The sequence below is a fragment of the Corynebacterium sp. 212_CJEI genome (genome assembly GCF_001055915.1).
Taxonomy (GTDB): domain Bacteria; phylum Actinomycetota; class Actinomycetes; order Mycobacteriales; family Mycobacteriaceae; genus Corynebacterium; species Corynebacterium jeikeium_D.
This window is the reverse complement of the sequence record NZ_JVPT01000078.1, coordinates 13,210-39,614: the sequence shown is the minus strand read 5'-3', so window position 1 is coordinate 39,614 and position 26,405 is coordinate 13,210. Positions and strand designations below refer to the sequence as shown.

The 26,405-nt window shown below is 60.0% G+C and carries 23 protein-coding genes; 13 read left to right on the top strand and 10 right to left on the bottom strand.

Translation table 11 applies throughout. The features are described 5' to 3' along the window. Positions 1-68 precede the first annotated feature (68 nt). From glpK to ADB02_RS10225, 4 genes are all read left to right on the top strand, one after another. Positions 69-1,625 carry a glycerol kinase GlpK gene (glpK, locus tag ADB02_RS10240; RefSeq protein WP_048732791.1) on the top strand — a complete coding sequence of 519 codons (1,557 nt, stop codon included), beginning with the start codon at positions 69-71 and terminating at the stop codon, positions 1,623-1,625. A gap of 142 nt (positions 1,626-1,767) precedes the next feature. Next, on the top strand, positions 1,768-2,940 hold the full coding sequence (locus ADB02_RS10235) for an alpha/beta hydrolase (RefSeq protein ID WP_048732793.1): 1,173 nt from the start codon (positions 1,768-1,770) through the stop codon (positions 2,938-2,940). Between the two features lie 258 nt (positions 2,941-3,198). Next, entirely contained in the window at positions 3,199-3,534 is a 336-nt protein-coding gene (locus tag ADB02_RS10230) for a PadR family transcriptional regulator (protein ID WP_049190945.1), read from the top strand. Beyond that, complete coding sequence (locus tag ADB02_RS10225) at positions 3,531-4,373, top strand: DUF5808 domain-containing protein (protein ID WP_049190944.1); 843 nt, start codon at positions 3,531-3,533, stop codon at positions 4,371-4,373. The genes ADB02_RS10230 and ADB02_RS10225 overlap by 4 nt, the downstream gene beginning before the upstream one ends. Before the next feature lie 319 nt (positions 4,374-4,692). On the opposite strand, the gene serS is transcribed toward ADB02_RS10225, so the two are convergent. Then, positions 4,693-5,964 (bottom strand): serine--tRNA ligase, encoded by a 1,272-nt coding sequence (gene serS, locus ADB02_RS10220; RefSeq protein ID WP_048731242.1) that lies wholly within the window; start codon positions 5,962-5,964, stop codon positions 4,693-4,695. A 47-nt stretch (positions 5,965-6,011) separates the two neighbouring features. Next, positions 6,012-6,662 (bottom strand): LysE family translocator, encoded by a 651-nt coding sequence (locus ADB02_RS10215; protein ID WP_049171671.1) that lies wholly within the window; start codon positions 6,660-6,662, stop codon positions 6,012-6,014. A gap of 121 nt (positions 6,663-6,783) precedes the next feature. Between ADB02_RS10215 and ADB02_RS10210 the strand changes: the two genes are divergently transcribed. The 3 genes from ADB02_RS10210 to ADB02_RS10200 all read left to right on the top strand — a co-directional run bounded on the left by ADB02_RS10210 (position 6,784) and on the right by ADB02_RS10200 (position 9,028). Continuing rightward, positions 6,784-8,031: a septum formation family protein gene (locus ADB02_RS10210; protein WP_241482467.1), complete on the top strand. Its 1,248-nt coding sequence runs from the start codon at positions 6,784-6,786 to the stop codon at positions 8,029-8,031. Positions 8,032-8,062: 31 nt separating this feature from the next. Further along, positions 8,063-8,407 carry a metallopeptidase family protein gene (locus ADB02_RS10205; protein WP_016421667.1) on the top strand — a complete coding sequence of 115 codons (345 nt, stop codon included), beginning with the start codon at positions 8,063-8,065 and terminating at the stop codon, positions 8,405-8,407. Between the two features lie 75 nt (positions 8,408-8,482). Continuing rightward, positions 8,483-9,028, top strand: a complete 546-nt coding sequence (locus ADB02_RS10200; protein WP_049190941.1) for a DUF1707 SHOCT-like domain-containing protein — start codon at positions 8,483-8,485, stop codon at positions 9,026-9,028. Positions 9,029-9,062: 34 nt separating this feature from the next. Here the strand turns inward: ADB02_RS10200 and ADB02_RS10195 are convergent, their stop codons facing one another. Continuing rightward, positions 9,063-9,854 (bottom strand): histidine phosphatase family protein, encoded by a 792-nt coding sequence (locus ADB02_RS10195; RefSeq protein WP_049190940.1) that lies wholly within the window; start codon positions 9,852-9,854, stop codon positions 9,063-9,065. A gap of 3 nt (positions 9,855-9,857) precedes the next feature. Next, entirely contained in the window at positions 9,858-10,793 is a 936-nt protein-coding gene (gene pheA / locus ADB02_RS10190) for a prephenate dehydratase (RefSeq protein ID WP_049190938.1), read from the bottom strand. 33 nt (positions 10,794-10,826) lie between these two features. Here pheA and ADB02_RS10185 point away from each other — a divergent pair, with 33 nt between their 5' ends. After that, complete coding sequence (locus ADB02_RS10185) at positions 10,827-12,215, top strand: amidase (protein ID WP_049190935.1); 1,389 nt, start codon at positions 10,827-10,829, stop codon at positions 12,213-12,215. On the opposite strand, the gene ADB02_RS10180 is transcribed toward ADB02_RS10185, so the two are convergent. Further along, positions 12,212-13,021, bottom strand: coding sequence for a fructosamine kinase family protein (locus ADB02_RS10180; RefSeq protein WP_049190932.1), 810 nt, complete (start codon positions 13,019-13,021; stop codon positions 12,212-12,214). The two genes, ADB02_RS10185 and ADB02_RS10180, sit on opposite strands and share 4 nt — an antisense overlap. A gap of 47 nt (positions 13,022-13,068) precedes the next feature. On the opposite strand from ADB02_RS10180, the gene ADB02_RS10175 reads away from it, so the two are divergent. Then, complete coding sequence (locus tag ADB02_RS10175) at positions 13,069-14,556, top strand: LCP family protein (RefSeq protein ID WP_049190931.1); 1,488 nt, start codon at positions 13,069-13,071, stop codon at positions 14,554-14,556. Positions 14,557-14,660: 104 nt separating this feature from the next. On the opposite strand, the gene ADB02_RS10170 is transcribed toward ADB02_RS10175, so the two are convergent. The 4 genes from ADB02_RS10170 to ADB02_RS10155 all read right to left on the bottom strand — a co-directional run bounded on the left by ADB02_RS10170 (position 14,661) and on the right by ADB02_RS10155 (position 19,671). Beyond that, positions 14,661-15,578, bottom strand: coding sequence for a DUF5926 family protein (locus ADB02_RS10170; protein ID WP_049190930.1), 918 nt, complete (start codon positions 15,576-15,578; stop codon positions 14,661-14,663). 48 nt (positions 15,579-15,626) lie between these two features. After that, on the bottom strand, positions 15,627-16,505 hold the full coding sequence (locus tag ADB02_RS10165; RefSeq protein ID WP_049190927.1) for a hypothetical protein: 879 nt from the start codon (positions 16,503-16,505) through the stop codon (positions 15,627-15,629). 118 nt (positions 16,506-16,623) lie between these two features. Then, positions 16,624-18,585, bottom strand: a complete 1,962-nt coding sequence (locus ADB02_RS10160; protein ID WP_049171694.1) for a pyruvate kinase — start codon at positions 18,583-18,585, stop codon at positions 16,624-16,626. 138 nt (positions 18,586-18,723) lie between these two features. Then, positions 18,724-19,671 (bottom strand): L-lactate dehydrogenase, encoded by a 948-nt coding sequence (locus ADB02_RS10155; RefSeq protein ID WP_038627019.1) that lies wholly within the window; start codon positions 19,669-19,671, stop codon positions 18,724-18,726. Positions 19,672-19,794: 123 nt separating this feature from the next. Between ADB02_RS10155 and ADB02_RS10150 the strand changes: the two genes are divergently transcribed. The 3 genes from ADB02_RS10150 to ADB02_RS10140 all read left to right on the top strand — a co-directional run bounded on the left by ADB02_RS10150 (position 19,795) and on the right by ADB02_RS10140 (position 23,508). After that, positions 19,795-21,759, top strand: a complete 1,965-nt coding sequence (locus ADB02_RS10150; protein WP_241482463.1) for an alpha/beta-hydrolase family protein — start codon at positions 19,795-19,797, stop codon at positions 21,757-21,759. Between the two features lie 136 nt (positions 21,760-21,895). Beyond that, complete coding sequence (locus ADB02_RS10145; protein WP_049190924.1) at positions 21,896-22,492, top strand: superoxide dismutase; 597 nt, start codon at positions 21,896-21,898, stop codon at positions 22,490-22,492. A gap of 170 nt (positions 22,493-22,662) precedes the next feature. After that, the gene (locus tag ADB02_RS10140; RefSeq protein WP_049190921.1) at positions 22,663-23,508 is read left to right on the top strand and encodes a crotonase/enoyl-CoA hydratase family protein; all 846 of its coding nucleotides are present in this window, start codon (positions 22,663-22,665) and stop codon (positions 23,506-23,508) included. Positions 23,509-23,512: 4 nt separating this feature from the next. On the opposite strand, the gene ADB02_RS10135 is transcribed toward ADB02_RS10140, so the two are convergent. Next, the gene (locus ADB02_RS10135) at positions 23,513-25,333 is read right to left on the bottom strand and encodes a ribonuclease H-like domain-containing protein (protein WP_049190920.1); all 1,821 of its coding nucleotides are present in this window, start codon (positions 25,331-25,333) and stop codon (positions 23,513-23,515) included. Between the two features lie 173 nt (positions 25,334-25,506). On the opposite strand from ADB02_RS10135, the gene ADB02_RS10130 reads away from it, so the two are divergent. Continuing rightward, positions 25,507-26,286, top strand: coding sequence for a DUF6474 family protein (locus ADB02_RS10130; protein WP_049190917.1), 780 nt, complete (start codon positions 25,507-25,509; stop codon positions 26,284-26,286). Positions 26,287-26,405: the final 119 nt, after the last annotated feature.

Genomic DNA, 26,405 nt, shown 5'->3' with positions numbered 1-26,405 from the left:
ATCGCACAATAAAATATCGCAAGCCTGAACACTCACATTTACACACAATTTCGCTAGGAGTATCCCCCATGACGCACAGCAAATACGTCCTCGCCATTGACCAGGGAACTACTTCCACCCGCTGCATCATCTTCAACCATGACGCAGAAATCGTCACTGTTGCACAGATGGAACACAAGCAGATTTTCCCGGAAGAGGGCTGGGTCGAGCACGACGCTCAGGAGATTTGGACCAACACTCGTCGAGTAGTCAGCGAAGCTCTCGCCGATGTCGACATTGCTTCCCAGGATATTGATGCCATCGGTATCACCAACCAGCGTGAAACCACTGTCGTCTGGGACAAGAACACTGGTGAACCGGTCTACAATGCCATCGTCTGGCAGGACACCCGCACGAATGAGATCTGCAAGGAACTCATGGGGGATGAAGGCGCTGACCGCTGGCGTGAGACCACGGGCCTACGTATCAACTCCTACCCAGCTGGCCCGAAGGTGCGCTGGATTCTCGACAACGTCGAGGGAGCTCGCGAAAAGGCTGAGGCTGGCGATCTACTCTTCGGCACCATCGATACTTGGCTGCTGTGGAATCTCACCGGTGGTGCAGAGGGCGACAACGGCGAAGACGCAGTTCACGCAACCGACGTCACCAACGCCTCCCGTACTCTCCTGATGGACCTCAAGACCCTCGAGTGGGATGAGGACATTTGCCGTGAAATTGGCATTCCGATGTCGATGCTGCCTGACATCCGACCGTCGGTAGGCGACTTCGGCCGTATCCGCGCCCGCGGTTCTCTTGCGGAGCGACCGATTACTGGCATCCTCGGCGACCAGCAGGCCGCCATGTTCGGCCAGGGCTGCTTCGGCGAGGGCGACACCAAGAACACCTACGGCACTGGGCTGTTCATGCTAATGAATACTGGTGAGAAGCCGAAGTGGTCTGACCACGGACTCATCTCCACCGTCTGCTACCAGGTCGAGGGAGAGAAGCCGGTCTACGCGCTCGAGGGCTCCGTCTCCATGGGCGGCGCACTTGTTCAGTGGTTGCGCGACGAGCTGCAGATGATTCCGAATGCGGCATCCATTGAGAACAAGGCAAAGAGCGTCAAGGATAACGGCGGCGTGTACATCGTGCCGGCCTTCTCCGGTCTTTTTGCTCCTCGTTGGCAGCCGGACGCTCGTGGCGTCATCGTCGGTTTGACCCGTTTCGTCAACCGAAACCACATTGCCCGTGCTGTGCTGGAGGCTGCTGCGTACCAGACCCGCGAGGTCCTCGACGCCATGGTCGCAGAATCCGACACGGACATCACAACGCTGAGCGTTGATGGTGGCATGACCATGAACGAGTTCCTCATGCAGTTCCAGTCCGACATCCTGAATGTCGCTGTCACACGCCCGAACAACATTGAAACCACGGCCCTTGGTGCGGCATACGCTGCGGGCCTTGGCATTGGCTTCTGGTCGAACCTGGATGAGGTCAAGGCTCACATCACGATTGACAAGAAGTGGCGTCCGAAGATGGAGGCCGAAGAGCGCGATCGCCTGTTCCACCAGTGGAACCGTGCCGTTGAACGCACCTACGGTTGGGTCGAGGATACGGATGCTGAGGAGGCACCGAAGCCTGAATAAGTCCTCGTAAGAGCCGAAAAATAGCCCGGAAAACCTATTCGGTTTTCCGGGCTATTTTTATTATAAATTCAGGGCTTGTTTGTTATAATAAAATTATTATAACTATCATCCACTCCTCGATTGAAAACAGAAAAGAGCAATCATGCGTCGCGCATCAATTTTCACTGCGAGTGTGACCACCGCCCTGACTTTGGCCCTGGCCACCCCGGCAGCATCAGCAGCCCCAACGGACTTCATCAAGAACCCGCTGGAACCAACTCCCGACCCGCAGTCCACTGCAATGGTCGAGCTGCCCACCACCCCGGCACCAACCACTACGGTTGACGGACGCCACGTTACGGTCACCGACGGCTACATGACCTCACAGGATGGCAAGGGCACCCAGATTTACTGGAAGTCCAACACCATCCCGAATGCCAAAGCCACTGTCGTCGTCGTGCATGGCGCTGCAGAACACCTGGGTCGCTACGAGTGGGTAACCGGCAAGCTGCTGAACGCCGGCTACAACGTTTACCGCATTGACCACCGTGGGCACGGCCACTCGGGCCAGGTCGAAGGAACCCCAGTTGCCCGTGGCCATATTGATGATTTCCACTCGCTTGTCGATGACCTGCACATGCTCGTCGAAAAGGCCAAGGCGGAGAACCCGAGCACGAAGACCTTCCTGCTCGGCCACTCCATGGGCGGCCTTGCCGTGGACTTCCACGGCATCAAGTACCCGGGCAGTGTCGATGGCATTGTCGCCAACGGTGGTGGCGCTCTTTTCAACCCCTACGGTGGCACGGACGAGGGCGAAACCATCACCCCAGAGGCCATGACCGATGTCCAGCGCGAGGCGCAGCCGACGATTTACCAGCGCCTGCCATTCCAGGACATGACCACATTCAACACTCGCATGCTCAAGGAAGTGCCGAACCGCACCGAGATGCGCGTGCCATCACTACCCGGCAGCGACTTGATTCAGCTTGGCAACCCGCTGGGTTCGAAGACCTCTTCTTCGCAGGCAGTGCGTGATGAGTACGAAACTGATCCGTACAACAACTCCAAGCTCTCGCTCGGCATGGCTCAGCAGATGGCTTTTGCCGCCACCTACAACGGCACCAACTCCGTCGACTTTGTTGAGCCGACCCTGGTCATGATGGGCGGCCAGGATGAGATTGTGCCGCCGTTCTTCTCGCGCGACTGGTACAACGGCATCTCGTCCACCGACAAGCAGCTGATCGAGTTCGAAGGCCAGTTCCACGAGACCTTCAACGAGCCGGCACAGCACGAGGCCATTGCGACGGCTATTGCCTGGCTTGATGCGCGTATCTAATTGAACGCTAAATAGGAACCGAACCGCTTCCTAGCAGTTACGAGTTCTCCATAGAGCTAACCCGGTGGAATGAGGGGCGATTGCCTTCTGGCAATTGCCCCTCATTTTCTTTGCCCTGCCCTCTCCGCGCCGTATAAAGCATGCAGTACTTGGCAATACAAACTACTGTGCGTATAGTTGGTATTACAAGGTACTAGGTATGAAAAGTATTCTGCCTGGGCAGATTCCTCCATACCGCCGGAAAGAAAGCACAACGCTATGCCCAAACGTCCACAGACACAACTGAAGAAAGGGGTACTTGAGCTCGCCATTCTCAAGCTGATTTCTCGCGAAGAGCTCTATGGCGCGGCACTCGTCGCAAAGCTCAACGCCTACCCCCACCTCAGCGCGCCCGCGGGAACCGTCTACCCCCTACTCTCGCGGCTGACCACCAACGGCTTGATTAGCAATCGCTGGGAGGAATCCCCCAAAGGGCCGCCGCGCAAGTACTACTCACTGACAGCCAAAGGAAAGCAAACACTCACGCAACTGCATCAGGACTTCATCGACCTATCCGCCGACATGACCGCACTATTTTCCGAGGAGCCCCAATGAACACCTACCTCACTGCCATTGACCACAAACTGCGCGAAATCGGCATATCGCACGCACAACGCAAGGCGATCATCGCCGAGCAGGAGAGTCTTCTGCAAGAGCTTAACGACGTCCACGCGGACCTGACCGAAGAGCTGGGAACGGCGACCGACTACGCAAATTGCGTAGCCGAACAAGTTGGCGAACCAAACACCTTGCGCAGGTACCTCTCCAAACCGCTTCGGGTATTTACCAAAAGCGGTCGCGCTTCCCTGTGGAACATGGACGACCCGCGGATCCTCCAACCTCACCTGTTGGGTTTTGGCTGGTCTATCAACTGGGCCGCAGTAGCGACCAAGCTGGGGATTGTCCGACCGGACGATATTGACGGTGAGGTTATCTCTGAAATTCCAGCTCGCACACTGCAGGCGACCGCTCTTCTCCCCGCGGCCGTGACGGTTGCGCACGGAGTCGCACTGGCTATGTCCTGGAAGCAGTTGCCTGCAGAAGTCCACACCAAATGGAAGCTAAACGGCGAGGCAGTTCAGAAGACAGCACCGAAGGAAACTCTGCTTCTTCCCTTCGTGGTTTCTACGGTCGGAGCTGGATTTTCAGCTGCTTCGCTGCTCAAGGCAGATGACCGTGAAGACGCGCTGCGCGTTGCGTCCCTAGGCGCGCTCGCAAGCACAATTGCGCCATCTCAGCTGATCGGCATTCTCACGGAAGAAAACTCCAAGACCAATCCGGCATTAGTCCAAGCTGGTGTTGCCGTGGCATCGGTCGCAGCTTCGGCCGCATGCCTTGCCCTTCCTCTCTTCGCTGGGCTGAAGGCTACGTGGAAGAAAGCTGGGGTGGCCTAGATCACGGTGCAGGAGACATCAGCAGGTGAAAGACTCATCAGAAAGATTGTTGTAATCCGAATGTTGTAAACAACCTCTACCACCTCGAGTGAGGCTATCCCCCTGGTTCAGGTGTGTTTTCGGTTGTGTTTCTACACTCAACCTTCCCGGTGTTTTTACCTTCTCAATCCCCCAATTAATTTTTTAGCGCAATTACACGACTCACGCCCGAAAAAGCCACTTCACGACACCTATGTCACCTCGTGCCAGCTGTGGAGGTGGCATGAGGTGACATAGGTGTCGTGAAGTCGCGGATGAACTGGGGCGGGGCCGCACCTGCTTAACCGGCTCGCTTAACCGGCTCGAGAACTTCCTTGCCCATCATGAACGGGCGCAGCGCCTCCGGAATCACCACAGAACCATCGGCCTGCTGGTGGTTTTCCAGAATGGCGACCAGCCAACGCGTCGTGGCCAGCGTGCCATTTAGGGTGGCGCAGTACTGAGACTTGCCATCGGCATCGCGGTAGCGGGTCTTCAAACGACGAGCCTGGAAAGTCGTGCAGTTCGAAGTCGAGGTCAGCTCGCGGTAGGTGTTCTGCGTCGGCACCCATGCCTCGGTATCGAACTTGCGGGCAGCCGATGCACCCAGGTCACCACCAGCAACATCGATGATGCGGTATGGAACATCGACCGCGGCCAGCATCTCGCGCTCCATGTTCAGCAGCTTCTGGTGCTCTGCCTCCGCCTGCTCCGGCGGACAGTAGGAGAACATCTCCAGCTTGTCGAACTGGTGTACGCGCAGGATACCGCGGGTGTCCTTACCGTAAGAGCCCGCTTCACGACGGAAACAGGAAGACCAACCAGCGTAGCGACGCGGCCCCTCCGACAGGTCAATAATCTCGTTGGAGTGGTAGCCGGCCAGCGCGACTTCCGAGGTACCGACCAGGTAGAGGTCATCTTCCTGCAGGTAGTAGATCTCATCGGAGTGCGCACCGAGGAAGCCGGTACCCGACATGGTCTCCGGACGAACCAGCACCGGCGGCACCATCAGCTGGAAGCCATTCTGAGTTGCCTTCTGAGCAGCCAGGTTCATCATGGCCAGCTGCAGCATGGCACCGTAGCCGGTCAGGAAGTAGAAGCGGGAACCGGAGACCTTGACGCCACGCTCCATATCAATAAGACCCAGCGACTCACCGAGGTCCAGGTGGTCCTTAGGCTCAAAGTCGAACTGCGGAATCTCACCGATTTCCTCCAGCACGACAAAGTCATCTTCGCCGCCGGCGGGCGCACCCGTAACGATGTTGCCAATCAGGTACTGCAGGCGCTCGACCTCAGCCTCGGCTTCCTTCTGCTCCGCTTCGGCTGCCTTCACGGCGTCGGAAAGCTCCTTGGCCTTCTCCAGCATGGCCGGGCGCTCTTCCTTCGACGCCTGACCAATCTTCTTACCGAAGCCCTTCTGCTCTGAACGCAGCGCGTCGGTGGAGGCAATAACCTCACGGCGCTTAGCGTCAGCTTCCAGCAGCTGATCGACCAATGCCGGGTCCTCACCACGGGTGCGCTGGGACTCGCGGGCTACTTCAGGGTTTTCGCGGAGAAATTTGAGATCAATCACGTCCCCTAGAGTACCTGGTTTACGTCGGCAAGCAGGCACAAGGCTTGCTAGAGTGCCGCTTCCGCTCCTGAGGCGACCAGCAGCGCGCCGAGGACGAGGAAGATCACGCCGGCGACAGTGTCAATCCACGGCCCTGCCAGCACCATTCGCTTGACGACGGCATCCGTCGACACCACGATTGCGATAAATAGGAAGAAAGCGATTTGGGAGACGATTAGCACCAACGTACAAAGCACAAGCGTCCCCACGGATGCGCCTGCGGGAATGAACTGTGAAAGCACTGCCGTGAGGAAGAGAACAATCTTCGGGTTCGACATATTGGTGAAAAAGCCCTGACGGAATGTCGCCTTCGGCGACCGGAGCGCCTCGCTTCCCAGCGCTGGTGCGGCACCGGCGCGCAGTTCGCGGAGGGTATTGATGCCTGCCTTGGCCATGCTGATGCCCATGTAAATGAGATAACAGCCCCCGACGAGCTGGATTACGCCCATCAGCAAAGGATTGGCGGTGATGACAGCTGCGAACCCAAAAACTGTGAGGGTCATCCAGATAGTGGCACCAGTACTGATACCCGCAACCGCTGCGATGGCGTGCTTTCGGGATTTGGTGGCAAGGCGCAGGATTAAGAAGACGTCAGGCCCTGGTGAGGCCATACCAATAATGTGGACGCCCAGCAGGCTGAGTAGTGCAGTCCAGGTCAAGACTCGTGTCCTCGGGTAGCGAACAAATACCGGACTATTGTAGTGCCTGAAGTTATTGAGCAAACTCGGACAGAGCGTTACCTTGTCCACAGGCTCATTGGCGGTGCACAATGGGGTCACTATGGCTGATGACAATATGAACCAGAATCGCGAGCACGCTGCCGCCACAGACACTGACTCCGGTGCAGGTACTGGCGCAGATGCCAGCGCTGGTGCATCCTCCGCAGCCAGCAACGATGCCAACGCTTCCCGTAACTCGCGTGGAAGCTGGGGAATGCGCGCTTTGTCGACGGCAATGCTGGTCGGCGCCGCGGGAATGGCATTCGCGCTGCAAGCGGGAGTCATCGAGCCACCGAGTGGGCCACTTGGGGGCAAGGGCTCGTCGGCAAGCGCGTCATCGTCGACAACGACGACCATCGTTGACAAGGAGACGACGGCGTTCACCAGCGCAACCGCGGGCAACTGTCTGGACTGGAATCTGGCAGAAGATTTGAATGTTTCTGACTTCCGCGTCGTGCCCTGTGAGCAGCCACACGCTTATGAGGTCGCCAAGAAACTGAACCTCGCCGACTACGAGGAACATCCGGGGCAATACGCAAAAACTGCCAACTACCCGACAGCGGACAATTTGGTGGCTCTGCAAAATGGCGTGTGTCGCAACACCGTGACTGAATACCTGGGCGGCCAGTACGATCCGGACGGTCGATTTATCACGGCGCCAATCATTCCTTCGCCTAGCCAGTGGGAAAAGGGTGATCGAACCTTCCTGTGCGGTATCCAGGTCGTCGATGAAGACGGCAACACGGCGCACATGTCCGGTCCTGCGGCCGGGCAGGACCAGTCCCGCGTGTTCGAGGGCGGCCGCTGCGTGACGTTGGACGAAAGCGGCGCCATCCGCCAGGTGCCTTGCGTGGAAGATCACCTGATGGAGTCGACGGGAATTGTCAATCTCCGCGACCATTTCGGTGACAACGTCCCCACTGACCAGGAGCAGAATGATGTGCTCGCGGAACAGTGTGTGACTCTCGCGCAGAATTACCTCGGCGGTGACGACCCGCTGTATAACTCAACGCTGTTGCCATTTTGGACGTCCCTGTCGCAGGAGTCGCTCAATGCTGGCTCGCGCAGTGTGAATTGCTGGTTGATTAAGGACAATGGCCAGGGCGGATTCTCCACTCTCAACGGCCACGCTAACGAGTCCTTCACTATCGACGGCCAGCCGCCCGTGGCTCCACCACCGCGCAATCCGCTGCGGGAGGAGCAGGGTGACGCTGGCGCTGGCACAGGTGACGTCGGTGAGGTCGGCGCCGACAGTACTGGTGCTGAAGCAGGCGCTGTGGATAACGCAGTCGCTCCCGCAGGACAGTAGAACAACAGGACATTGCGAGGCAGCACCATAAATGGTTGACGTTAGCCCTGAGCGGTTCGATGCGCTTGTCGATGAGGCCATCGACCGCATTCCCACGCAGTTTCTCGATCAGCTCGATCAGGTCATCATCCAGGTTCACCCGTATAACCTCGACGAGCCCACACTGCTGGGACTCTACGAGGGGATACCTCTGACCGAGCGTTCTAACAACCACTGGGGTCCGCCTGACCAAATCAGCTTGTATCGCGACATGCTCTGCCGCATCAGCCACACCGAAGAGGAGCTGGTGGAGCAGATTCGGGTCACTCTCCTGCATGAAATCGGGCATTATTTCGGCCTCGAGGAGGAAGATCTGGACCGTCTCGGCTACGGATAAGTGTGTCCCGCCCTGCGAGGTCTCGTTCCTCTCGGCTTCTTCACGGCAGCTTTCTTCCTTGTAACCTTAATAATCATGAGCGACAACTCGAGCGAGAAGCCAGAAATCAGGGTCGGCGATAGGGAGCGCAACGCTGCCATGGAGCGTCTCGGCAATCATTTCGCTGACGGCTACTTGGATGTCGATGAATTCTCCAAGCGCGCCGAAGCTGCCGCAGTCGCTAAAACCCGCTCCCAACTACAAACACTCTTCGCAGACCTGCCCGCTGAGACATCCCCCGAGAGTTCACAGGGCACCCCGGCTAATCCGCAGCATCAAAGTGTCGATCAAGAGCTGCAAAACCTGATGAAAAAGGGCCGCCAGCTCAACATTGTTGATTCTGCTGCAGGCGTTATCGTATGTGTCACTATCGTTCTGATGTTTTTCACCAATATCGATAACGCGTGGCTCGGCTTCATCGTCGCTGCGGCCGTTGCCCTTATCGGGCGCGCCGCCTTGAACATCAATGATGACGAAGAAGAGCTCCTCAACGAAATCAACGAAGAGGAATCCAAGCGTCGCACGGAACGCCTACGCCTGGCAGCGCAGAAGCGCCGCGAGATTCAGGAAGGCCAGCAGTAACGGTCAGCAGTAACGGTCGCCGTTTCGCTCCCTTCTAGGGCAACTCGCTGTCGCCCCAGCGACGCACATCCCACGCGCGCGGTTCAATGCCAGCACGCTTGCCGACGGCCGCTGCGTTCGGAACCAGCTCAATTCGCTCGGTATTGGCAATGCGGTGCCGCAGTGCGTATTCCGGATTCACCCCGGTCAGATACTGCCCAATCAGACGAATAGCCGCGCCGTGGCTGACAATGACGACATCCTTGTTGCCGCCCTCCTTCGACTCCTTGGATTCACCACCTGTCGCTCCTGTCTGCTCCAGCAGCTGCTGTATCGTCGGCAGGTAGCGATTCAGCACGTCAGCACCGGATTCACCGCCGGGAAGGCGGTACTCCAGCTCCCCATTGAGCCACTGGTAGAAGGCGCGCATGTACTCCATGTGCGCATCGCGATCATTGCGCCCCTCCAGGTCACCGGCCTGAACCTCGTGGAGGCCACCCTCATGGCGGATGCGAACAGAAGTCTCTCCCAGGTGGTGCAGACTTGCGACCGCGCCTGCGCCAGTCTGGCGGGCACGCAGGGCATGGGATGTGACGATGTCACCGATTCTGTGCACGTCGGGAAGCAAAAGACGTCCCAGACTGCGCGCCTGCCTCACACCGAGGTCGGTGAGCGGTGCGCCCGGCAATGCGGTATCCAGACGGCGGTTGATGTTGCCGGTGGTCTGCCCGTGGCGGATGAAAATGATGCGCTGGGAATCAACCGGCATGACAGATTCAGGGCGGTCTGGGCGGTCATCGAGGAAAGGCAGCTGTCCAACTGGATTTTCGGGCGCGGCGGGTGTCATGTTTTACCTTCGTCCTTCCTTAAGCGCGTCGACCCACTCAATTGACTGGGAAATATCCGGTGGCGGGGTCATAATGCTGCGCCGACCGCCCTCAGCGACTGGCCAAGATCCCAGATAGCGCAAATCTTCGGCGTATTCGTGCAGTGCCGCGAGAGCCGCGGCAACCTGTGCATCATCAACGTGGCCGTTGCAGTCGATGTAGAAGCGGTAGAGGCCGAAAAGCTCGCGTGTCGGCCGTGACTCGATGCGGGTGAGGTTGACCTGTCGCACTGCGAACTCATTCATGGCACGCATTAGTGTGCCGGGCTGGTTCGGCAGCGTGAAGGAGACCGAGGTGCGGTCGGCGCCGGTGCGCGGCGTCGGCACGCCGGGGCGCCCCACCAGCAGGAAACGGGTGCGGGCACCGCGCACGTCGGCGACCTCAGTAGCCAGCGCCTCCAACCCGAGCAGTTCACCCGCGCGGGCCGGGGCAGCGCAAGCGTCGCGGGTGCCCTCGGCGACCTGGTGGGCCGCCGCCGCATTGGAGCTGGCCTGGTGAACTTCCACGCCCGGAAGGTTGGCGTCCACCCACTGTTTGACCTGCGGATACGCTACGGGATGTGTCGTAAAAGTACGCACCTGTTCCACCGTCGTACCGGGACGGACCAGGATAGAGAACACCACCCCGACCTCGGTTTCGCGGAAAACCTGCAGCTCTGGCCCAGCGGCGAGGGCATCAAAAGTTGGTGTAACGGGACCGTCCACGCTGCTCTCGATAGCCACGCAGGCAAAGTCCGCTTCCCCTCGGCGCACGGCTCCAAGCGCAGCCGCGGGGCTATCCACCGGCACCGCATTGACCGCGGATTCCCCTGCCGGATCAATCTCGCCAGCACGCGCCATGTCCCACAGCGCCTGCTCGGTGAATGTGCCCGCAGGACCCAAATAAGTAACCGTCGTCATAAGCTCAGAGTAGAGGGCTTCTACACTTATTGCATGACCTCTTCTTCCGAGATGCCCGCCCGCGCCCTCACTGAAGCCGTGCGCAGTGGCGCAATCTCGGTATCGGAAATCGTTTCGGAATTCGCCACGCTTGCCGACGACGCCGCGACCAATCCCGCCCGTTTCGGTATTGCCACGTCCTTGGCCGAGCACGCTGTCGACCGCGCGCGCAGCCTCACTGCCGAATCCGAACCCGCCCGGCGCGCTAGCCACGGACTCCCGCGTGACCTCCTAGGTCTGCCAGTGGCAATCAAGGACCTATTCACCATCGCTGGTGTCGAATGCACGATGGGCTCGACCAACTTGGCTTTCACCGCCACCGAAACCTCGGAACCCGTGGCGAAACTGCTGGCTCGCGGCGCGGTCCTCACGGCGACAACGCACACCTCCGAGGTCGGGATGACGGCCTACACCGAGCCGATTGGCTACCCGGCCCCAGAAAACCCCTACTTCGCCACGCCCAATCAGCTGTCCAATCAGCCGGATACCACGCCACGCACTCCCGGCGGTTCCTCGGGCGGCAGCGCGGTGGCTGTCGCAACTGGTGTCGTTCCCGCAGCTCTGGGCTCTGACGGCGGCGGTTCTATCCGTGTGCCCGCCGCCTGCTGTGGCCTCGTTGGGTTGAAGCCAGCACACGATATTGCGGGTGGAAATCTCTCCACGCCCGCCTTCCTCACTCGCACAGTTGATGACGCAGCACTGCTGGCCGGGGTGCCACTTTCCGCAACCCCGCATGCTTTCCGACGGCCCCAGCGTCCCCTTCGCATCGGTGTCACTGTCAGCCCTTTTCATGCTGAGGTGGACGTCGATAAGCGCTGGGCAAACGGTGCGTGGGCGGCGGCTGACCGTCTTGCCGACGCCGGGTACGACGTGGTGGAAGTGCCCAGCCCCTACGATCCGGCAGGTCCGGACGTGTTCGAGATTTTTCGACGGACCATCACGCGAATGGCCACGAAATTGCCGCGCGCGGACTACTCCGAGATTGTGCAGTGGATTCGAGCCTGTGGCCAGGAGATTTCCACAGCAGAGGCGGCGGCGACACATCAGCAGCGGATGGCTCTGCCCGGCGCGATTCGGTCGCGTTGGGAAGTCGATGCGGTGATTACGCCAACGCTGGCGTTTGATCCTCCGCGTATTGGGCATTTCTCTGCGTTGGCGCCGTGGGAGGACTTTGACGAGCAAACCCGGTGGACACCGTGGTTGTCGCTGTGGAATCTGACTGGGTGGGCAAGCGTGTCCGTGCCCATTGCTGTGCCGGACACTAGCGGCAGCACGCCCAATGCGAAGCTCCCCGCCACCAGCGTCAACATCGGTGCGGTGCGCTGCGGCGAGGCAGAGCTACTGGAGATGGCTAGCGTGCTGGAGGCTGCTAACGCCAACTAGCGCACGTACTTCGCCGCCATTGCCGCCGCCTGTCCGGCGTATCCGCCACCAAATAGCACCGCGTGCATGAGCACGGCGTAGAGCTGATGGAGTTCGCAGCTCTCGGCGAAATCCGGCAGCGGATGTACGGATTCGTAGCCACGCAAGATCTCGTCGAAATGCGTTGCCCCGAATAGCGCCAGCAGTGCCAGATCTTCCTCGCGGGCTCCGCCGTGCGCCGCGGGGTCAATCAAGATCGCGCCGTCTGCATCCCACATAAGGTTTCCCCACCACAGGTCACCGTGGACACGCGCAGCATCTGGCTCGTTGTCGAAATCCCCAGCCAAGAGGCGCTCAATGAGCTGGTCAAAGATATCTAGCTGACGGTTATTGTAGGAGCTTTCCAACTTTCCCAGCGCTGGCAGCAGACGCCCTTTCGCCCAGTATTCACCGAAGCTCTCCCGTGGAGTCAGGTCCATCTGCAGGGGCTGATCCAGTGGACCGAAGTAACCGTGCCCCTCCCACCCATCGGGGCCGGCACCCCAGCCAACGGCGCCCAGATTGTGGGTAATGGCCAACGATTTTCCGAAATCGTACGCCGCCTGTGGAGTCGGCGCTTTCGACTCAATTCGACGCAATTTCAGCGCATGCCCGCTCACGCCCAGCACCTCCACTACGCGCGCACCGCCGTCAGATTCGCCCTCGCGCAGCCAACCCAGCCCCGCCGCCTCACAGGCGAAGAAATCCCTAGGGACACCATGCCGGCTCTTGACGTAAACATCCGAGTCGTTGACTGCACGTTCGTTGTTCTGGTTCATTGCGGACATATTTCCAGCATATTCTTCTTCGTTCCCAACCCCTTTCAGCACGTCGCATGCAGGGTAACGCCAGCGCTACCAAGACTTGTATTGCTGTCTCGGTTCTCTTAGTCCACTGTCGTTGCCTATTCTTTATTGGTATGGAAGGCAACTTCGACGACTCGCGCATTGCCCGCGACCGATACGGTAGGCCGCTTAAAGATCGCTATGGCCGCCCCATCTACCGCCGTGTGGACGAGGCGTCGCCGAAGCATGCCGGCCCCCGTGAGGCCGATTCGCGTGGCGCTTCACGACGCCCCATCCCGCCCCGTTCCGACCGCCCATCTAGGGCAGGGGCAGCCCGCCCAGCGCCTATGCCTCCGCGCAGGTCTAGGCCGCAACCGGAACGTCGGCAGGCGCCACTGAACGAAACGCGCATTGAGTCCCGTCCACCAATGAACCGGGCCGGTAGCGGACGCGCTGGCAGCGATCCGCGGTTTCCCCCACCCGGATATAATCCGGATGCGGATTTCCAATCTTCCTCGCGCGGCTCGTCACAGGACTACTACAGTGCCCCACAAGCAGCGAGTTCTGGCCGTGGTGGACGCCGTGGCAGTCGTGACGGCGCCGGCGTCAGGTCTGGGTTCCGCATGCCACGCTTGCGACTGCCACGCTTGCGCTTTAAATCCATCATCCTGCTTCTCGTCATCTTCCTTGTCGTCACGATGGCACTTGTCGACATCCGCCTGACCAGGGTCGATGCGTTCTCCGGTCTGGCAGATCGCCCTGCCAATACGATGTCCTCCAACTGGTTGCTTGTCGGTTCGGACTCTCGTACGGGCTTGTCAGAGGAAGATGCCGCCAAGCTGTCGACGGGCAGTGGTGATTTCGGCCAGCGCACCGACACCATCATGATTGCCCACATTCCGGTGCTCGGTAAGCCGAAGTTGGTCAGTATCCCGCGTGACTCCTTCGTGGATATCCCGGGCAATGACAAGAACAAGATCAATGCGGCATTCGCATTTGGTGGCCCCCAGTTGCTCATCGATACCGTAGAGAAAAACACTGGAATCCACATCGACCACTACGCCGAAATTGGCTTTGGCGGTTTCGCCGGTGTCGTCGATGCTGTCGGTGGTATCGAGATGTGCCCTGAAGAAGCCATCGACGATCCGCTGGCGGGCCTGAATATCCAGGCCGGTTGCCAGAAATTCGACGGCGCGGGCGCCCTGGGTTACGTGCGCACGCGTGCTACCGCCCAGGGAGACTTGGACCGCGTAGAGCGGCAGCGTGAGTTCATGAGCGCGCTGATGGGACGCCTGAAATCACCTGCGGTATGGCTCAACCCCTACCGCTGGATTCGCCTGGCCAATGCTGGCACTAAGGCCGTGTTCGTCGGCGATGGTGACCATGTCTGGCATCTGACCTGGCTGATGTTGCGCATGCTCTTCGGTTCCGATTCCCTTACCGTGCCCACCTCAGGCGCCATGGATACCGGTTATGCGGGCAATGTGCTGCTCTGGGACGAAATCGAAGCGCCAGCACTTTTTGCGGAGCTGAGATAGTCAAGAAGGTAGCTAAAACAGCTTCAGATAGCTTTCGAGACAACTAACGCGTGTGACTTAGCGTTTTGCTGAGCCACACGCGTTAGTTTTTAAACCAGCTACGCCTAGTTCCGAATGGTCACCTGACGGGACACGATGGTCTCACGGGACTTACGCTCCTCGGCGGTCAGCGGCTCTTCGCTGGCCAGCGCCTCAGCGATACGCTTATCGGCCTCTTCCACAGCAGCAATCCAGTGGTCGTGCGGCTTGGTGTTATCCAGGTCCCAGACCGGCACCAGCAGGCCATCGGTGCGGAAGACACCAGCGAACTTAGTGCCCTCTCCCAGCGAAAGGTTGTCCGCAGCGTGCACGCGTGCCAAGGCATCCAGCAGTGGCTTCTCATCTTCACGGCGCACCCAGCGGATGTGAGCGCGCTCGCCCGGATCAATCCACCACACAGCGCCAGCGACCTTCGCATCCAGGCGGTACGACGGGAGAATCGCGTCGTTAGCCACGGCCAGGTTCTGCTCGATCATCGGGGTGCGTTCAATGCCCTTGGGAATCCACCACTCGAAGTCCTGGTGGACCTCCAGGTTGTCGAGATCCACGGCGGTCAGGACGTCGGTAAGCGGTGCGGCCTCGCCGTCAGTGGCGGCGGAGAGCTGCTGGCCCGGCTCTGCGTCACGGGCCCATGCCAGCGCACGGGAGAGATCCGCAGCGCCATCATTGGTGCGCGCCTGCGTCTGCAGCGCGACGAAAGCCTCATTGCCCTGGTCAGCGGCACGCGTCAGAGCAGCAACGCCACCTGGCAGCACGGTGCAGAGCTTGATGTCGCGCTCGGCGTCAGCGACCGTGACCGGAATGACCACAGCCGGAGCGAACTCGCGGACAGCCACGATGTCAGCCTCTTCGTCGAAGTCCTTGAACGGACGCGGATTGCCCAGCAGCGCTGCACGCTCAGCAGCGCGGGCTGCCAGCTTCGCCTGACGGCGGCTCATGCCCTCCGGGGCCTGATTATTCTTCTTACGAGATTTCTTTCCCACAAGGCCACAGAATACCTATTCGCAGTCCGTAATTCGCGACTGCCTGGGCTACTTATAAAAATCGTCGACGAATTCGCTCGCCGTTCCTTCGAAAAGCTGCTTGTCGACGGCCAACGCGCCCGCCTCCCCCTGTTCATCGGTAGCTTCGCTGGGGATGAAGCCCTTGGACCAAAAACCGGGCTGGGTGCGCTCGCGACCTGCCCCAACGGGAATGTTGCGATGCACTTCCTCGGGAGCCAACACGTAGCGGAGTAGCCGCGCCGTAAGGGCAGTTGTCACACAAGCTAAAACAGTGATGATTCCGGCCTGGAAGTACGTCCTGGACACGTCGGCAGCGATAAACCAACCCGTTGCAAGGGGCCACAAAACGCAGGCCAGATACCAGATAAAGCGACCTGGCCCCATTACGGCAGTGACTCCTGTTTCAGCCAACGCGACCACGGGCCCCGTGATGTTGCGCACTGGCCACATGTGCATCGTGCGCACATCCGTTGCCGTGCGCGACAGCAGTGGGCGGGCATACGTTGCGCGGTCACGCAGCACCTGGAGGGTCTTGTAGACCGAAAAACCCAGCCCAATGAGGGAAACCATTCCGCAGAGACCGAAAGCCCATGCTCCCAGTTCGCCGAGGAGGGAAACCACCAGATCCTGACCTGGACTCAGAATGCTCATCCAGATGAATACGGTAAATGCGGCGAATACGCCAGCGCCGCTCATTGCCCATCGAAAGACACTGTCCGCACGCTTGCGAACAATCTCATCGGCCTTCCAGCGCGGCGTCGCACCTGTGATGGCCGAATCCGAGACAGTCGGCTGCCAGCTCTGCTGCGGTGGCAGCACCACCTGAGGTGGGGACTGCTGTGGCTGCTGTTTTGGAGACTGCGGCGGCACAGCCCACCCCGCGTTTTCTGCCTGTTCATTAGACATTTTCCGCAGGGCTCCTCTCGTACGCGCGGCCGGCTTCTTCCGCAGTCTTTTCTCCCACGGTGTTTTTAAGTGCGCTCCCCCTAACCTACCTAAACTAGCCCGGCCCCTACCCCAGCCACTAGTCCGACCAGCTGCGAATCTTCCGCAGCATGATGCGGCTCTTACGCTGCGAACGTCCCATCTTCCGGGCCAGGTTGTTCAAAATCGCGATGGCCTCGGTAATGTGCGGCCCCTTGTTCAGCATCACGCACTCGGCACGCAGGGCGAAGGCCGCATCGGTAATCTCCGCGCGGGACGGCAGGCCGGCCTTGGCCATGTTCTCCAGCACCTGAGTACCCAGAATGGTCGGCACACCGGCTGCCTGCGCCAGCGTCAGAATCTGGCCTGGGACCTCACCCATACGGTCGAAGCCCAGCTCCACAGCCAGGTCACCACGAGCAATCATCAGACCGGACTTGGCGCGCTTCATGCTGGCGATGATGATTCCCGGCAGATTCTGGAATGCCGGAATAGTCTCAATCTTCAGCACAACACCCAGGTTCCGAGCCTTCGACGCCAGGTCCTCGCGGCCCGCAGCCTCATGTTCCGCCGCAATCTCATCGAGCACCTTGTAAACGTACTCAGCATCCCCCTGCGTGCGAATAAAGCTCACCGCAGCAATATCCGCATGCTCCACCACAAAGCGCAGGTGCTCAATGTCTTCGTCGGTAAGCGAATTGAGTGGCAGGTCGGTGTTCGGCAGATTGATGCCCTTATGCGCCGCCAGCGGCTGACCATTCGGCTTCGTACGCAGGACACGCAGCCGGGCATCGACGTGACTATCTTCGCTTGACGACGTCTCGGAGACCTCAACCACCTCAGCGCCGAGCGCACCGTCGTCGAAAAGCACCGGATTGCCCGGCTTCAGAGCCGCCACGGCAGACGGCAGCGAACAGGAGACGCGTGGAATTTCATCGTCAGTGCGTGGAATGGTGGTGATTTCCTCGCGGCTGGTGAGAATAAACTCATCACCGGTGTGGAAGCGCAGCTTTTGCACGGTCGGTGGCACGCCACCAGCGCGCGTGACCTCGTAGTTGCTGCGCAGGTGTGTTCCCTCGGCAATCCAGGCGTTCTTTTCGCCCTCGGCGAGGACAGCCTCGACCTCGCCCTCGGAGTCGGTGTCGATGCGCACAACGGTGAAGTGACGCTTCGCCGAGCGGGAGTCATGCAGCGTAATGACATCGTCAAGCTGCAGCTGTTCCAACCACCCCTGATCTGCTTCCAGCGGCAGTGCGGGACGCCCCGGCAAATCGCTCGGAGCTGGCTTGGGGTGCTCATCCAGCCGTGGAGTCAGCCAAATCTTGGACTTGGAGATGACCGTGCCGGCGTCGTCACGCACAACACGGGCGCGCCCCACACGCGGCCCCGGTTCGATATCACCCGTGCGCAGCTTCGGGCCAGCCAGATCCATGGACACGAAGATGCGGCGACCGGCCTTCTCAGCTGCAGCATTGACGTTGTCAATCATGCGGCTCCACTGCTCAGGGCCGTCGTGGGCGCAGTTGATGCGAGCGAGATCCATGCCAGCGGCAGCGAAGCTCTCCACCAACTCTGCATCGTCGGCGGCCTCGGCGGGCAGGGTCACCATAATGTGCGAAGTGACATCCGCGCGCTCCTGACCGAACAGCTCGGTGGCGTTGTTATCCAGGGCAATATCCGCGCGCTCATCGTCGGCAATAATGCGGGCGACATCGATGTCTGAGGTGCGCCCCGCCAGCGCCAACAGCGCGTTGAGGGCCAACTCAAGGCGCCCCCGGGTGAAAGTCTCCACCGTGGTCAGACTGGTCACGCCGAGGTCGTGCAAGCTGTTTTGCAGCTCACGGATGTCAATTGTGCGCAGGTGTGCGTAGTGCAGCAGGTTTTCCGCGTGCCGACGGCGCTCTTCCGGCACCTCTGCGAGCAGTGCAGAAGCCTCCACCGAGACGTCGTCCAACTCTGTGATCAGATCAGTGACCTTGCTGATGAGGTCATCCAGACGCGGTACGGCCGCGCCGCTTTCAGTGTTGTCAGTTGCTGTGTCTTGAGGGCTCTGCGCTGCCATAGAGAAGGCACTCCTGTGTTTAAGACGAAGCGTTGGCCAGAGTCGGCCACGCGGGCCAATAGAAGGTGGGCATTCTCATTCTCAAATGAGACGGCCGAAAGCGCATGTCGAGAAGACATCTACTCTCGCTACCAGCAGTTACTTCCAGAATGGATCCTGCACATCTCGGAGCGTCTGAATGGACTTGTCCAGCTGCTTCTTTTCGTATTCGTCCAGTTCAAGCTCGATAACGCGGCGAATTCCTCGGCGGTTCACAATGGCTGGTGTTCCGATGAACACGTCCTCATGACCGTATTCACCTTGCAAGTACGCGGAGACCGGCAGAGCCACCTCTTGGTTCTGGAAAATGGCGCGCGTAATGCGGGCCAGACCCATACCGATTCCGTAGGAAGTGGAGCCCTTGGCATCGATAATCTCGTAAGCGGCATCACGGGTTCGGATGAAGATGTCCTCCAGCTCGTCGTGAAGCGCGGGGTCGGCGGCGAGGCGCTTGGACAGACTGACGCCTGCAACGTTGGCGCTGGACAACACCGGCAGCTCGGAGTCGCCGTGTTCACCAATGATGTATGCGTGCACGCTCATCGGGGAAACATCGTAGTATTCACCCAGCATGTAACGGAAACGTGCGGAGTCCAAGATGGTGCCGGAGCCGAAGACACGGTTGTGTGGCAGCCCGGAGTACTTCCACGCGGCGTATGTGAGTACGTCGACGGGGTTGGAGGCGATCAGTAGGAGCCCATCAAAACCGCTGGCCATGACGGAATCGACGATGGACTTCATAATTTTCATATTCTTGTCCACCAGCTGTAGGCGAGTCTCGCCGGGCTTTTGTGCTGCGCCTGCACAGATGACTACCAGCGCGGCATCGTCACAGTCGGCGTACGTGCCCTGAGTGACTTTGGTGCGCGACGACGCCCACACGACGCCATGGTTTAAGTCCATGACGTTGCCCATCGTCTTCTTTTCGTCGATGTCAATGATTGCCAAATGGTCGACAGTGCCTTGGTTGACCAGCGAGTACGCATATGCCACGCCGACGTCGCCAGCGCCGATCAGCACGACCTTATTTCCTGTGGATAGCTTCATAGCCCTCGGATCCTTCTCAACCGATTCGGAAAACGTTGCGACACCCCACAGGCTACGCTTTGTGCGGAAAACTGGCGCGAGATGAATAAACCCCGTGGAAAAAATTTTGCCATGATGGGATTTATGAGATTCCTGCGTCGCGCATTTACTTCGATTGCGCCCTCGATTGCGTCTACGGGCAACACACCTGTAGCTCAGCCAATCGAAACCGCCAGGACAGTGCGAGCTGCACGAGCAGCGCGAACGGGAATTGCAGGAGTCGCTGGCACAGCTGGCATGGCCAAAGCGCTGGGCGCAGTCGGCACCGGCAGTCTGATGGCTACCAAAGTCTTTCGCGAACGCCTCCTAGGTACCGGCCCTGGCACTATCCGCAGCGCACTGCGGGCGGGCATCCCCTCCAACCCCGGTCTAATTGGTGCAGAAATTGCGTCATGGGCTGCCTTTAGCCCCTCGCTGATGCCGCGTACTCGGACCGCCACCGTTACTGTGACCTTCCTGGCACAGTTGGCGGGCCATGTCACCGGGGTGGCTATCGGCTATGGCTACAACACGACGATGCGGCGTCTGGCCAGCACTCCGCTCAACCGCTTTGCGCCGGCACCTCGACACGAGCGCGCACTGGCCGTGACCTGGCATGTTGCCACCACGGCCACCACCGCGGCGCTGTGGCTGCGCTCTATTTCCCAGCAGCGCGAAATTGGCCGACTGGTGGGCAAGGATGAGCAGGAATCCGCACGCAGCCAGTTCGCTTCCACAATGATTGCCAGTGGTCTCTACCTGACCACTCGGGGGCTCTCCGCGCTGGCCAATCGCGGCTATGACTTACTGCGGGACAACCTCCGCCCCTGGCTGCCGCGCGGTCTCGCCCCGGTTCTCAGCGGTGCCATCGTCGGTGGTGCCGTGGCCGCCAGCATTGACCGACTGCTTATCCGTCGGACTTTGGAGTCCATCGCCAAGAAGTCCCGATACCTGAATACCCTGGTAGTTCCAGGCCGCATGCAGCCCTGGGAGCCGGAACGTTCCGGAAGTCCATGGTCTTTGGAGCCGTGGTACGCACTCGGCGCCGAGGGGCGCGTCTTCGTCGCCGAAGGCCCCCGTGCCCGAGATTTGGCGGTGGTCACTGGCAAGCCGCTCTCCGAACTGCAGGAACCCATCCGCATTTATGCGGGCAAGGTGCCAGGTCGTTCTCTGCGGGAACAGGCGGAGCTCATCATCCGCGAGATGCACCGCACCGGCGCGTTCCGGCGCGATCATCTGGTTGTCTTCACCACCACCGGCACCGGTTGGGTGCCACCGTGGTCGGCGCAGGCTGCAGAGTTCTTGACCCTTGGCAACTGCGCCACTGTCGCTCTGCAGTACTCTGACCTCCCCTCCCCAGTGGCATGGCTAACGGACCACGAAACCCCAATCGCGGCTGGCCACACCCTTATCCATCGGGTGTTGCAGGAAGTCGACAAGATGCCGGAGAACGACCGGCCAAAGGTCTACGTCGCCGGTGAATCCCTCGGCGGGTTTGGCGGTCTCGGCGCATTCGAGAATTCCGCTGACATGCTCGCACGCGTCGACGGTGCTGTCTGGACGGGCGCACCACAGTTCTCCGCGATGTGGAAAGAGCTGACGCACCGTCGGACAAAGGGGTCTCCGGAAATCGCTCCAGTCATCGACGAGGGGCGAAACATCCGCTTCGCTACGCGCCCCGACGAGCTGTACCACTCCTTCTATGGCACCAAGTTCGGGCCGTGGGAATTCCCGCGCGTCGCATTCCTGCAGCATGCCTCTGACCCCATCGTTTGGTGGGATTACCCACTGGCCTGGCGCCGCCCCGACTGGCTTGCAGAGCGCGTCGGCCGCGATGTTCTCCCCTCCATGCGCTGGCATCCGTTCGTCACCTTCTGGCAGGTGCTTATCGACGGCCTCGCCTCCGTCACCGTCCCCGGTGGTCACGGCCACCGGTACGAGGAAGAAATGTTGCCAACGTGGGCTTCCATCCTCGACATTCCGCTTGACGACGACCTGGGTGGCGCAGCCGGAATGCGCTTCAAGCGCGTGAGTAAGTGGATTCGCCGCACTCAGCCGCCGCGTTCATAAACTTGTGACAGATATCCCTGAACAGCATTTTTTATGAATTTCGCATTAATTGTATTGCTTAAATGGTTGCGCATCCACTCATCTTGAGTACCATCGACGGCACAACCTAAAAACGTGTTGAGGAGGAATTTTCCTAATGACTAAGTACGAACTTCCTGAGCTGGATTACGCTTACGACGCTCTGGAGCCGCACATCTCCGGCGAGATTATGGAGCTGCACCACAGCAAGCACCACGCTAATTACGTCAACGGTGCCAACGCTGCACTGGAGAAGCTCGCCGCTGCTCGCGAGTCCGGCGACTTCGCAGCTGTTACCGGCCTGTCCAAGGACCTGGCCTTTAACCTGGGTGGCCACACCAACCACTCCCTGTTCTGGAAGCTGCTGTCCCCGAACGGTGGCGGCCAGCCGACCGGTGAGCTGGCTGAGGCTATCGAGCGCGACTTCGGTTCTTTCGAGAAGTTCCAGGCTCACTTCAACGCTGCTGCTCTGGGTCTGCAGGGCTCCGGCTGGCCTGTTCTGGGTTACGACACCATTGCAGAGCGCCTGGTTATTGAGCAGATGACTGATCAGCAGGGCAACCTGTCCATCAACCTGAAGCCGGTTCTGCTGCTGGATATGTGGGAGCACGCTTTCTACCTGCAGTACAAGAACGTCAAGGCTGACTACGTCAAGGCTGTCTGGAACGTCTTCAACTGGGATTACGCTGCAGAGCTGTTCGCAGCTGCCAAGTAATTTCAGCTAACAGCGCGCGGCTTTTTACGCGTCCCTGCCGCGCGCTAAAGATGGCTTACCGGCTCGCTGACGGGGCTTACCCTCAGCGGGTCGGTTTTTTGTGTCTTGTTTGAGACCACTTTTGGTATTTCCCGGGCGGCACACGTAGCCGTCGTTTAGCGTTAGTGCCCATGAACACCAGCAACAATGTCAACGTCGCCTATGAATACCTCGCCGTAGCTGATTCAGAGGTGGCGAAAATCGCTGTCGTCAGTTTGGACCGCGGAGACAAACTCAACGGTCTAACACTTGAGATGCTGACCGAGATGTCCACCGTCGCCCGGAAACTGGCAGCTGACCGTGATCTGCGCGGCGTAATCCTCCGTGGCGAGGGCAAATCGTTTTGCGCTGGGCTCGATTTCGCGTCGGCATTTAAGAAGCCCTCGCGCATTCTGCGCTCATTCGTCCCCGATATCCACGGCACGAACCTGTTCCAGCGCGCCTGCTGGGACTGGCGAGGCCTGCCGGTGCCGGTCATTGCGGCGGTGCATGGGCACTGCTACGGCGGTGGTCTACAGATTGCACTAGGTGCTGATTTCCGCATTACTACGAGCGATGCCAAGTGGTCAATCCTCGAAGCGAAGTGGGGACTGATTCCGGATATGTCCGGTATGCGAACCATCCTCGATGAGGTCAGCGCCGATACTGCACGTTGGCTGACCATGTCTGGCGAAGAACTCAACGGCAAGGAAGCAACTGAGATCGGTCTGGCGACGTGGGCCGTGGACACGGAGGACGCTGCACTCAAGCTGTCCAAGGAGAAGTTGGCACAGCTGGCGACACGCTCGCCGGATCAGCTGGCGGCGACGAAGCGGCTTTTCCGCGATGTGCACCGCTCTCCTCGCGCAACATTCCGTGCCGAGCGCACACAGCAGCTGCTGCTGTTAGCCCGCAAGAACACGGCCATTATTCGCAATGCTGCGATGAAGAAGGTCTCACCTAAGTTCGCCCGGCGCGGCACGTGGGCGCGTGGTTAGCGCGCTAAGGAACCGGCAGGTCATCCCCATGCGGCAGGTCCGCGGCCGCGCGCTGTGAATCCAGCCAGTCGCGGACGTGGGCTACCGATCGGCAGTCATCGCCGTTGTAGCGCAGCAGCATGGCGCGAGCCTCGGCTTGCGTGAGCTTTTCAAAGGACTGTTCCGAGACAAAGTCAAGGTCAGTGGCCGTCGCAATGCGATACAGATCCAGCGATGCCTCGCCGTCAACATCGGCGTCGCGCCAGTGGAAGCCCGACCACGGGGCCACGACTTTAAGCCCCATGCCGACGGTGGAGAGGATTTGGCGACGGGCGACCTTCAGCATGTCCACCCAGTCCTCCGAGGCAATGAACTTGTCCACTTCTTCGCGGGTCGGCACCCGCACAATCTTTGTCGGGCCAGCTGCCTCGGAACTGGAACCAGCCGCATCGCCTGTAGCCAGCTCCGCCGAATCTGCGGGCACCACAAATTCCTGGCCGCCGAACCGGGTGGCGCTCTGACGCAGCCAATAGTTCTCACCCTCTGCCGCCCAGCAATAGGCGCGGAAGGTCTTGCCTTGTTCATGCGCCGCATTTCGACGACGCATCAGGTAATCCCAGAAAATCGCAAAGTTCCTGGCCTCTGCCGTGCCACCGAGCCCTTCTGGCCCCGGTGGCTCCCAGGTGATAAACCCGCGGTAGTCCTCCCCAGGCACCCACGTTCCCCACAGGTAGGCGCCATCGTTGGGGTACGCCTCCATATCGATATCCATCTCAATATCGCCACGCGGGGCCGATGTCTTAGCGGCTACCCGGAGCGCGTCGACGTCGGCAAGCCGCGCCCTCGCCATCCACACCTGCTCCTTGCTGACGTGCGGAGTGTTGGTACTGGCCTGCGCCAGTGCCGTGACTGTGTCGATGCCCACACTGCGCAACCGCATGGACTTATCGCCAGGTAGGAGGAGGGAAATATCGTCACTTGCGGTCAGCTCATCCAAGCAAAGGTCGTGGTGACGGCAGGTTCGGCACTCCCGGATGCGCCGTGGCGCCAGCGGCCAGGTGCCTGGCGTAAACCGTGACGGTCGCCCCTGAGTGGCAGCGACGGCATCACGCGCATCCCGCAACGCCATCCGGTACGAGGCCACGCGCGAACCTTCATCGGCAATGACAATATGCCGTGTATCCAGGTTCATCCCGGTGGCGCTAATCGCCCCCACCAGGCCACAAGATACGCCCAGGCGGTGCAGTATCGCCGCTGCCTGCCCAAGCTTCACAGCATCGGGTCCGTAATGCCGTAGCTTCCACTCGTCCGTGACAGCCATCGCCTGACGCAGGGTCCGCCCCATCACGCCAGCACGCCCGAGCCGGTCAACGCCCAACAGTCGCACCTGCATCGCCGCCGCACGCGCCGCATTGCTTGACGACGGCTTACGCCGCCGGCCCGGTTTGCGCGCAGAGAGCAGGTGCCGTGTGACAACCAGGACCGGCATATACGTCGGGGAGGTCGTCTGTGGTGAATCATCGACCTTGACCAGCAGATCGGGGTGGCAAATCTCGTCGATTCCCGAGTACACCCCACCGGGAATCGGACGCTCATGCATGAGCACGCCACCGGTGATGACGCTTTCTCCGCGGGCGATGGCCTCAAGGGTATCCAGGTGAGCGTCCGGTCCCGAGGCCACTGTGTACAGGCCGGGGATGGACGCGATGGACGTCGGCAAGCGGTGCTCATGGTGAGAAGCAGGTTCGACTAGCCGCCCCTCGCGGAGGTCGAGGCTCAGCCGGTAGCGGCAGCCGATGAGGTCGCTCGCGTGGAGAAGCGGGCGCGAAACGGATGAATCAGTCACAATGAGAATTAGCGTATCGCCACTCGGTAGGAAGTTTCACGTTAAGCTTGGATAGCAAGAATCGTGATGCAGCCACTGCATCTGGCAAGCGCACTCCGGCGCGGTGGGGTTTACGGGTTTTCCGCCCCACTTTTCCGGAGGGACTATCTGCGAGCAACTAGGCGAAGGAAAAAATGAGCTTCTTGGGTGACATCCGTGAGCGTCGGCGCGAAACCGCCAAGCAGGTGAAGGCTGCCAAGGCGAAGGCTAAGGAAGAGGCTCGCCACGCAGCTCGACTTAATCGCAAGGCACATAAGGCTGAGGTCAAGGCCGCTAAGCGCGACCAGAAGCACCAACACAAGCTGGAGCTGAAGGAGGCCGCTGGCCGCGTTCGTTCTGAGGAAAAGCTCGGTAAGAAGGAACTCAAGCTGGAAAACCGTGCTCTGAAGCGCGCGGAGAAGATTCGCAAGGCGAGTGCCAAGGACGAGAAGAAGGCGCTGGCCGCCAAGCAGCGCCACCAGACCAAGATGGCCGAGAAGATCCTGGCACAGCAGCGCAGCCAGGGCTTCAACAAGGACAAGGCAAAGTCGTGGATCGGTGGCGCGCGCCTGCTGGTACCGGTGCTGGTTCCGCTGGCCTACCGCGCTATCACTGCCATTCAGCGCCGTGAACACTCGTCGGCCGCGCAGAAGTTCGGTGTTTCCGCTAATGATGCCGCTCGTTACCAGGGGCACGGTGCACCGCTGCTGGCCCGCATTGAGGCTACTCGCGGTTCGCTGACGGAGCTGCGTAAGTCGGGCGCCAAGGGCACCGATGGTTTTATCAAGGACGCCAACTCGCGTCTGGATGTCATGACTGATGCTATTAATACTGCCGAGAAGATGACCCCGGAGCAGCGTCGTCGCGCGCACCACTCCATTACCGCAGAGCTGGATTCTCTGGATCGCCAGATCATTTCGGAGCTGGGCGCGTAAACCTGGCCGCTTCGGGTTAAGGCCACTCGCCGAGATTCGTCGAACTAAGCGCGACTGTTGTTGAGCAGCAATAGTCGCGCTTTCGCTCTTAGTACCCCCGTATCGGGCTATTTTCTCCC

What these genes read in the sequence shown, in the direction of transcription:
- pheA (WP_049190938.1), bottom strand. Translation starts at nt 10,793, where the DNA reads ATGACGACGGTTACTTATTTGGGTCCTGCGGGCACATTCACCGAGCAG.
- ADB02_RS10140 (WP_049190921.1), top strand. Translation starts at nt 22,663, where the DNA reads ATGAACACCAGCAACAATGTCAACGTCGCCTATGAATACCTCGCCGTA.
- ADB02_RS10180 (WP_049190932.1), bottom strand. Translation starts at nt 13,021, where the DNA reads ATGTCCGCAATGAACCAGAACAACGAACGTGCAGTCAACGACTCGGAT.
- ADB02_RS10150 (WP_241482463.1), top strand. Translation starts at nt 19,795, where the DNA reads ATGAGATTCCTGCGTCGCGCATTTACTTCGATTGCGCCCTCGATTGCG.
- ADB02_RS10205 (WP_016421667.1), top strand. Translation starts at nt 8,063, where the DNA reads ATGGTTGACGTTAGCCCTGAGCGGTTCGATGCGCTTGTCGATGAGGCC.
- ADB02_RS10165 (WP_049190927.1), bottom strand. Translation starts at nt 16,505, where the DNA reads ATGTCTAATGAACAGGCAGAAAACGCGGGGTGGGCTGTGCCGCCGCAG.
- ADB02_RS10235 (WP_048732793.1), top strand. Translation starts at nt 1,768, where the DNA reads ATGCGTCGCGCATCAATTTTCACTGCGAGTGTGACCACCGCCCTGACT.
- ADB02_RS10195 (WP_049190940.1), bottom strand. Translation starts at nt 9,854, where the DNA reads ATGACACCCGCCGCGCCCGAAAATCCAGTTGGACAGCTGCCTTTCCTC.
- ADB02_RS10200 (WP_049190941.1), top strand. Translation starts at nt 8,483, where the DNA reads ATGAGCGACAACTCGAGCGAGAAGCCAGAAATCAGGGTCGGCGATAGG.
- glpK (WP_048732791.1), top strand. Translation starts at nt 69, where the DNA reads ATGACGCACAGCAAATACGTCCTCGCCATTGACCAGGGAACTACTTCC.
- ADB02_RS10225 (WP_049190944.1), top strand. Translation starts at nt 3,531, where the DNA reads ATGAACACCTACCTCACTGCCATTGACCACAAACTGCGCGAAATCGGC.
- ADB02_RS10230 (WP_049190945.1), top strand. Translation starts at nt 3,199, where the DNA reads ATGCCCAAACGTCCACAGACACAACTGAAGAAAGGGGTACTTGAGCTC.
- ADB02_RS10210 (WP_241482467.1), top strand. Translation starts at nt 6,784, where the DNA reads ATGGCTGATGACAATATGAACCAGAATCGCGAGCACGCTGCCGCCACA.
- ADB02_RS10145 (WP_049190924.1), top strand. Translation starts at nt 21,896, where the DNA reads ATGACTAAGTACGAACTTCCTGAGCTGGATTACGCTTACGACGCTCTG.
- ADB02_RS10160 (WP_049171694.1), bottom strand. Translation starts at nt 18,585, where the DNA reads ATGGCAGCGCAGAGCCCTCAAGACACAGCAACTGACAACACTGAAAGC.
- ADB02_RS10130 (WP_049190917.1), top strand. Translation starts at nt 25,507, where the DNA reads ATGAGCTTCTTGGGTGACATCCGTGAGCGTCGGCGCGAAACCGCCAAG.
- ADB02_RS10155 (WP_038627019.1), bottom strand. Translation starts at nt 19,671, where the DNA reads ATGAAGCTATCCACAGGAAATAAGGTCGTGCTGATCGGCGCTGGCGAC.
- ADB02_RS10185 (WP_049190935.1), top strand. Translation starts at nt 10,827, where the DNA reads ATGACCTCTTCTTCCGAGATGCCCGCCCGCGCCCTCACTGAAGCCGTG.
- ADB02_RS10175 (WP_049190931.1), top strand. Translation starts at nt 13,069, where the DNA reads ATGCAGGGTAACGCCAGCGCTACCAAGACTTGTATTGCTGTCTCGGTT.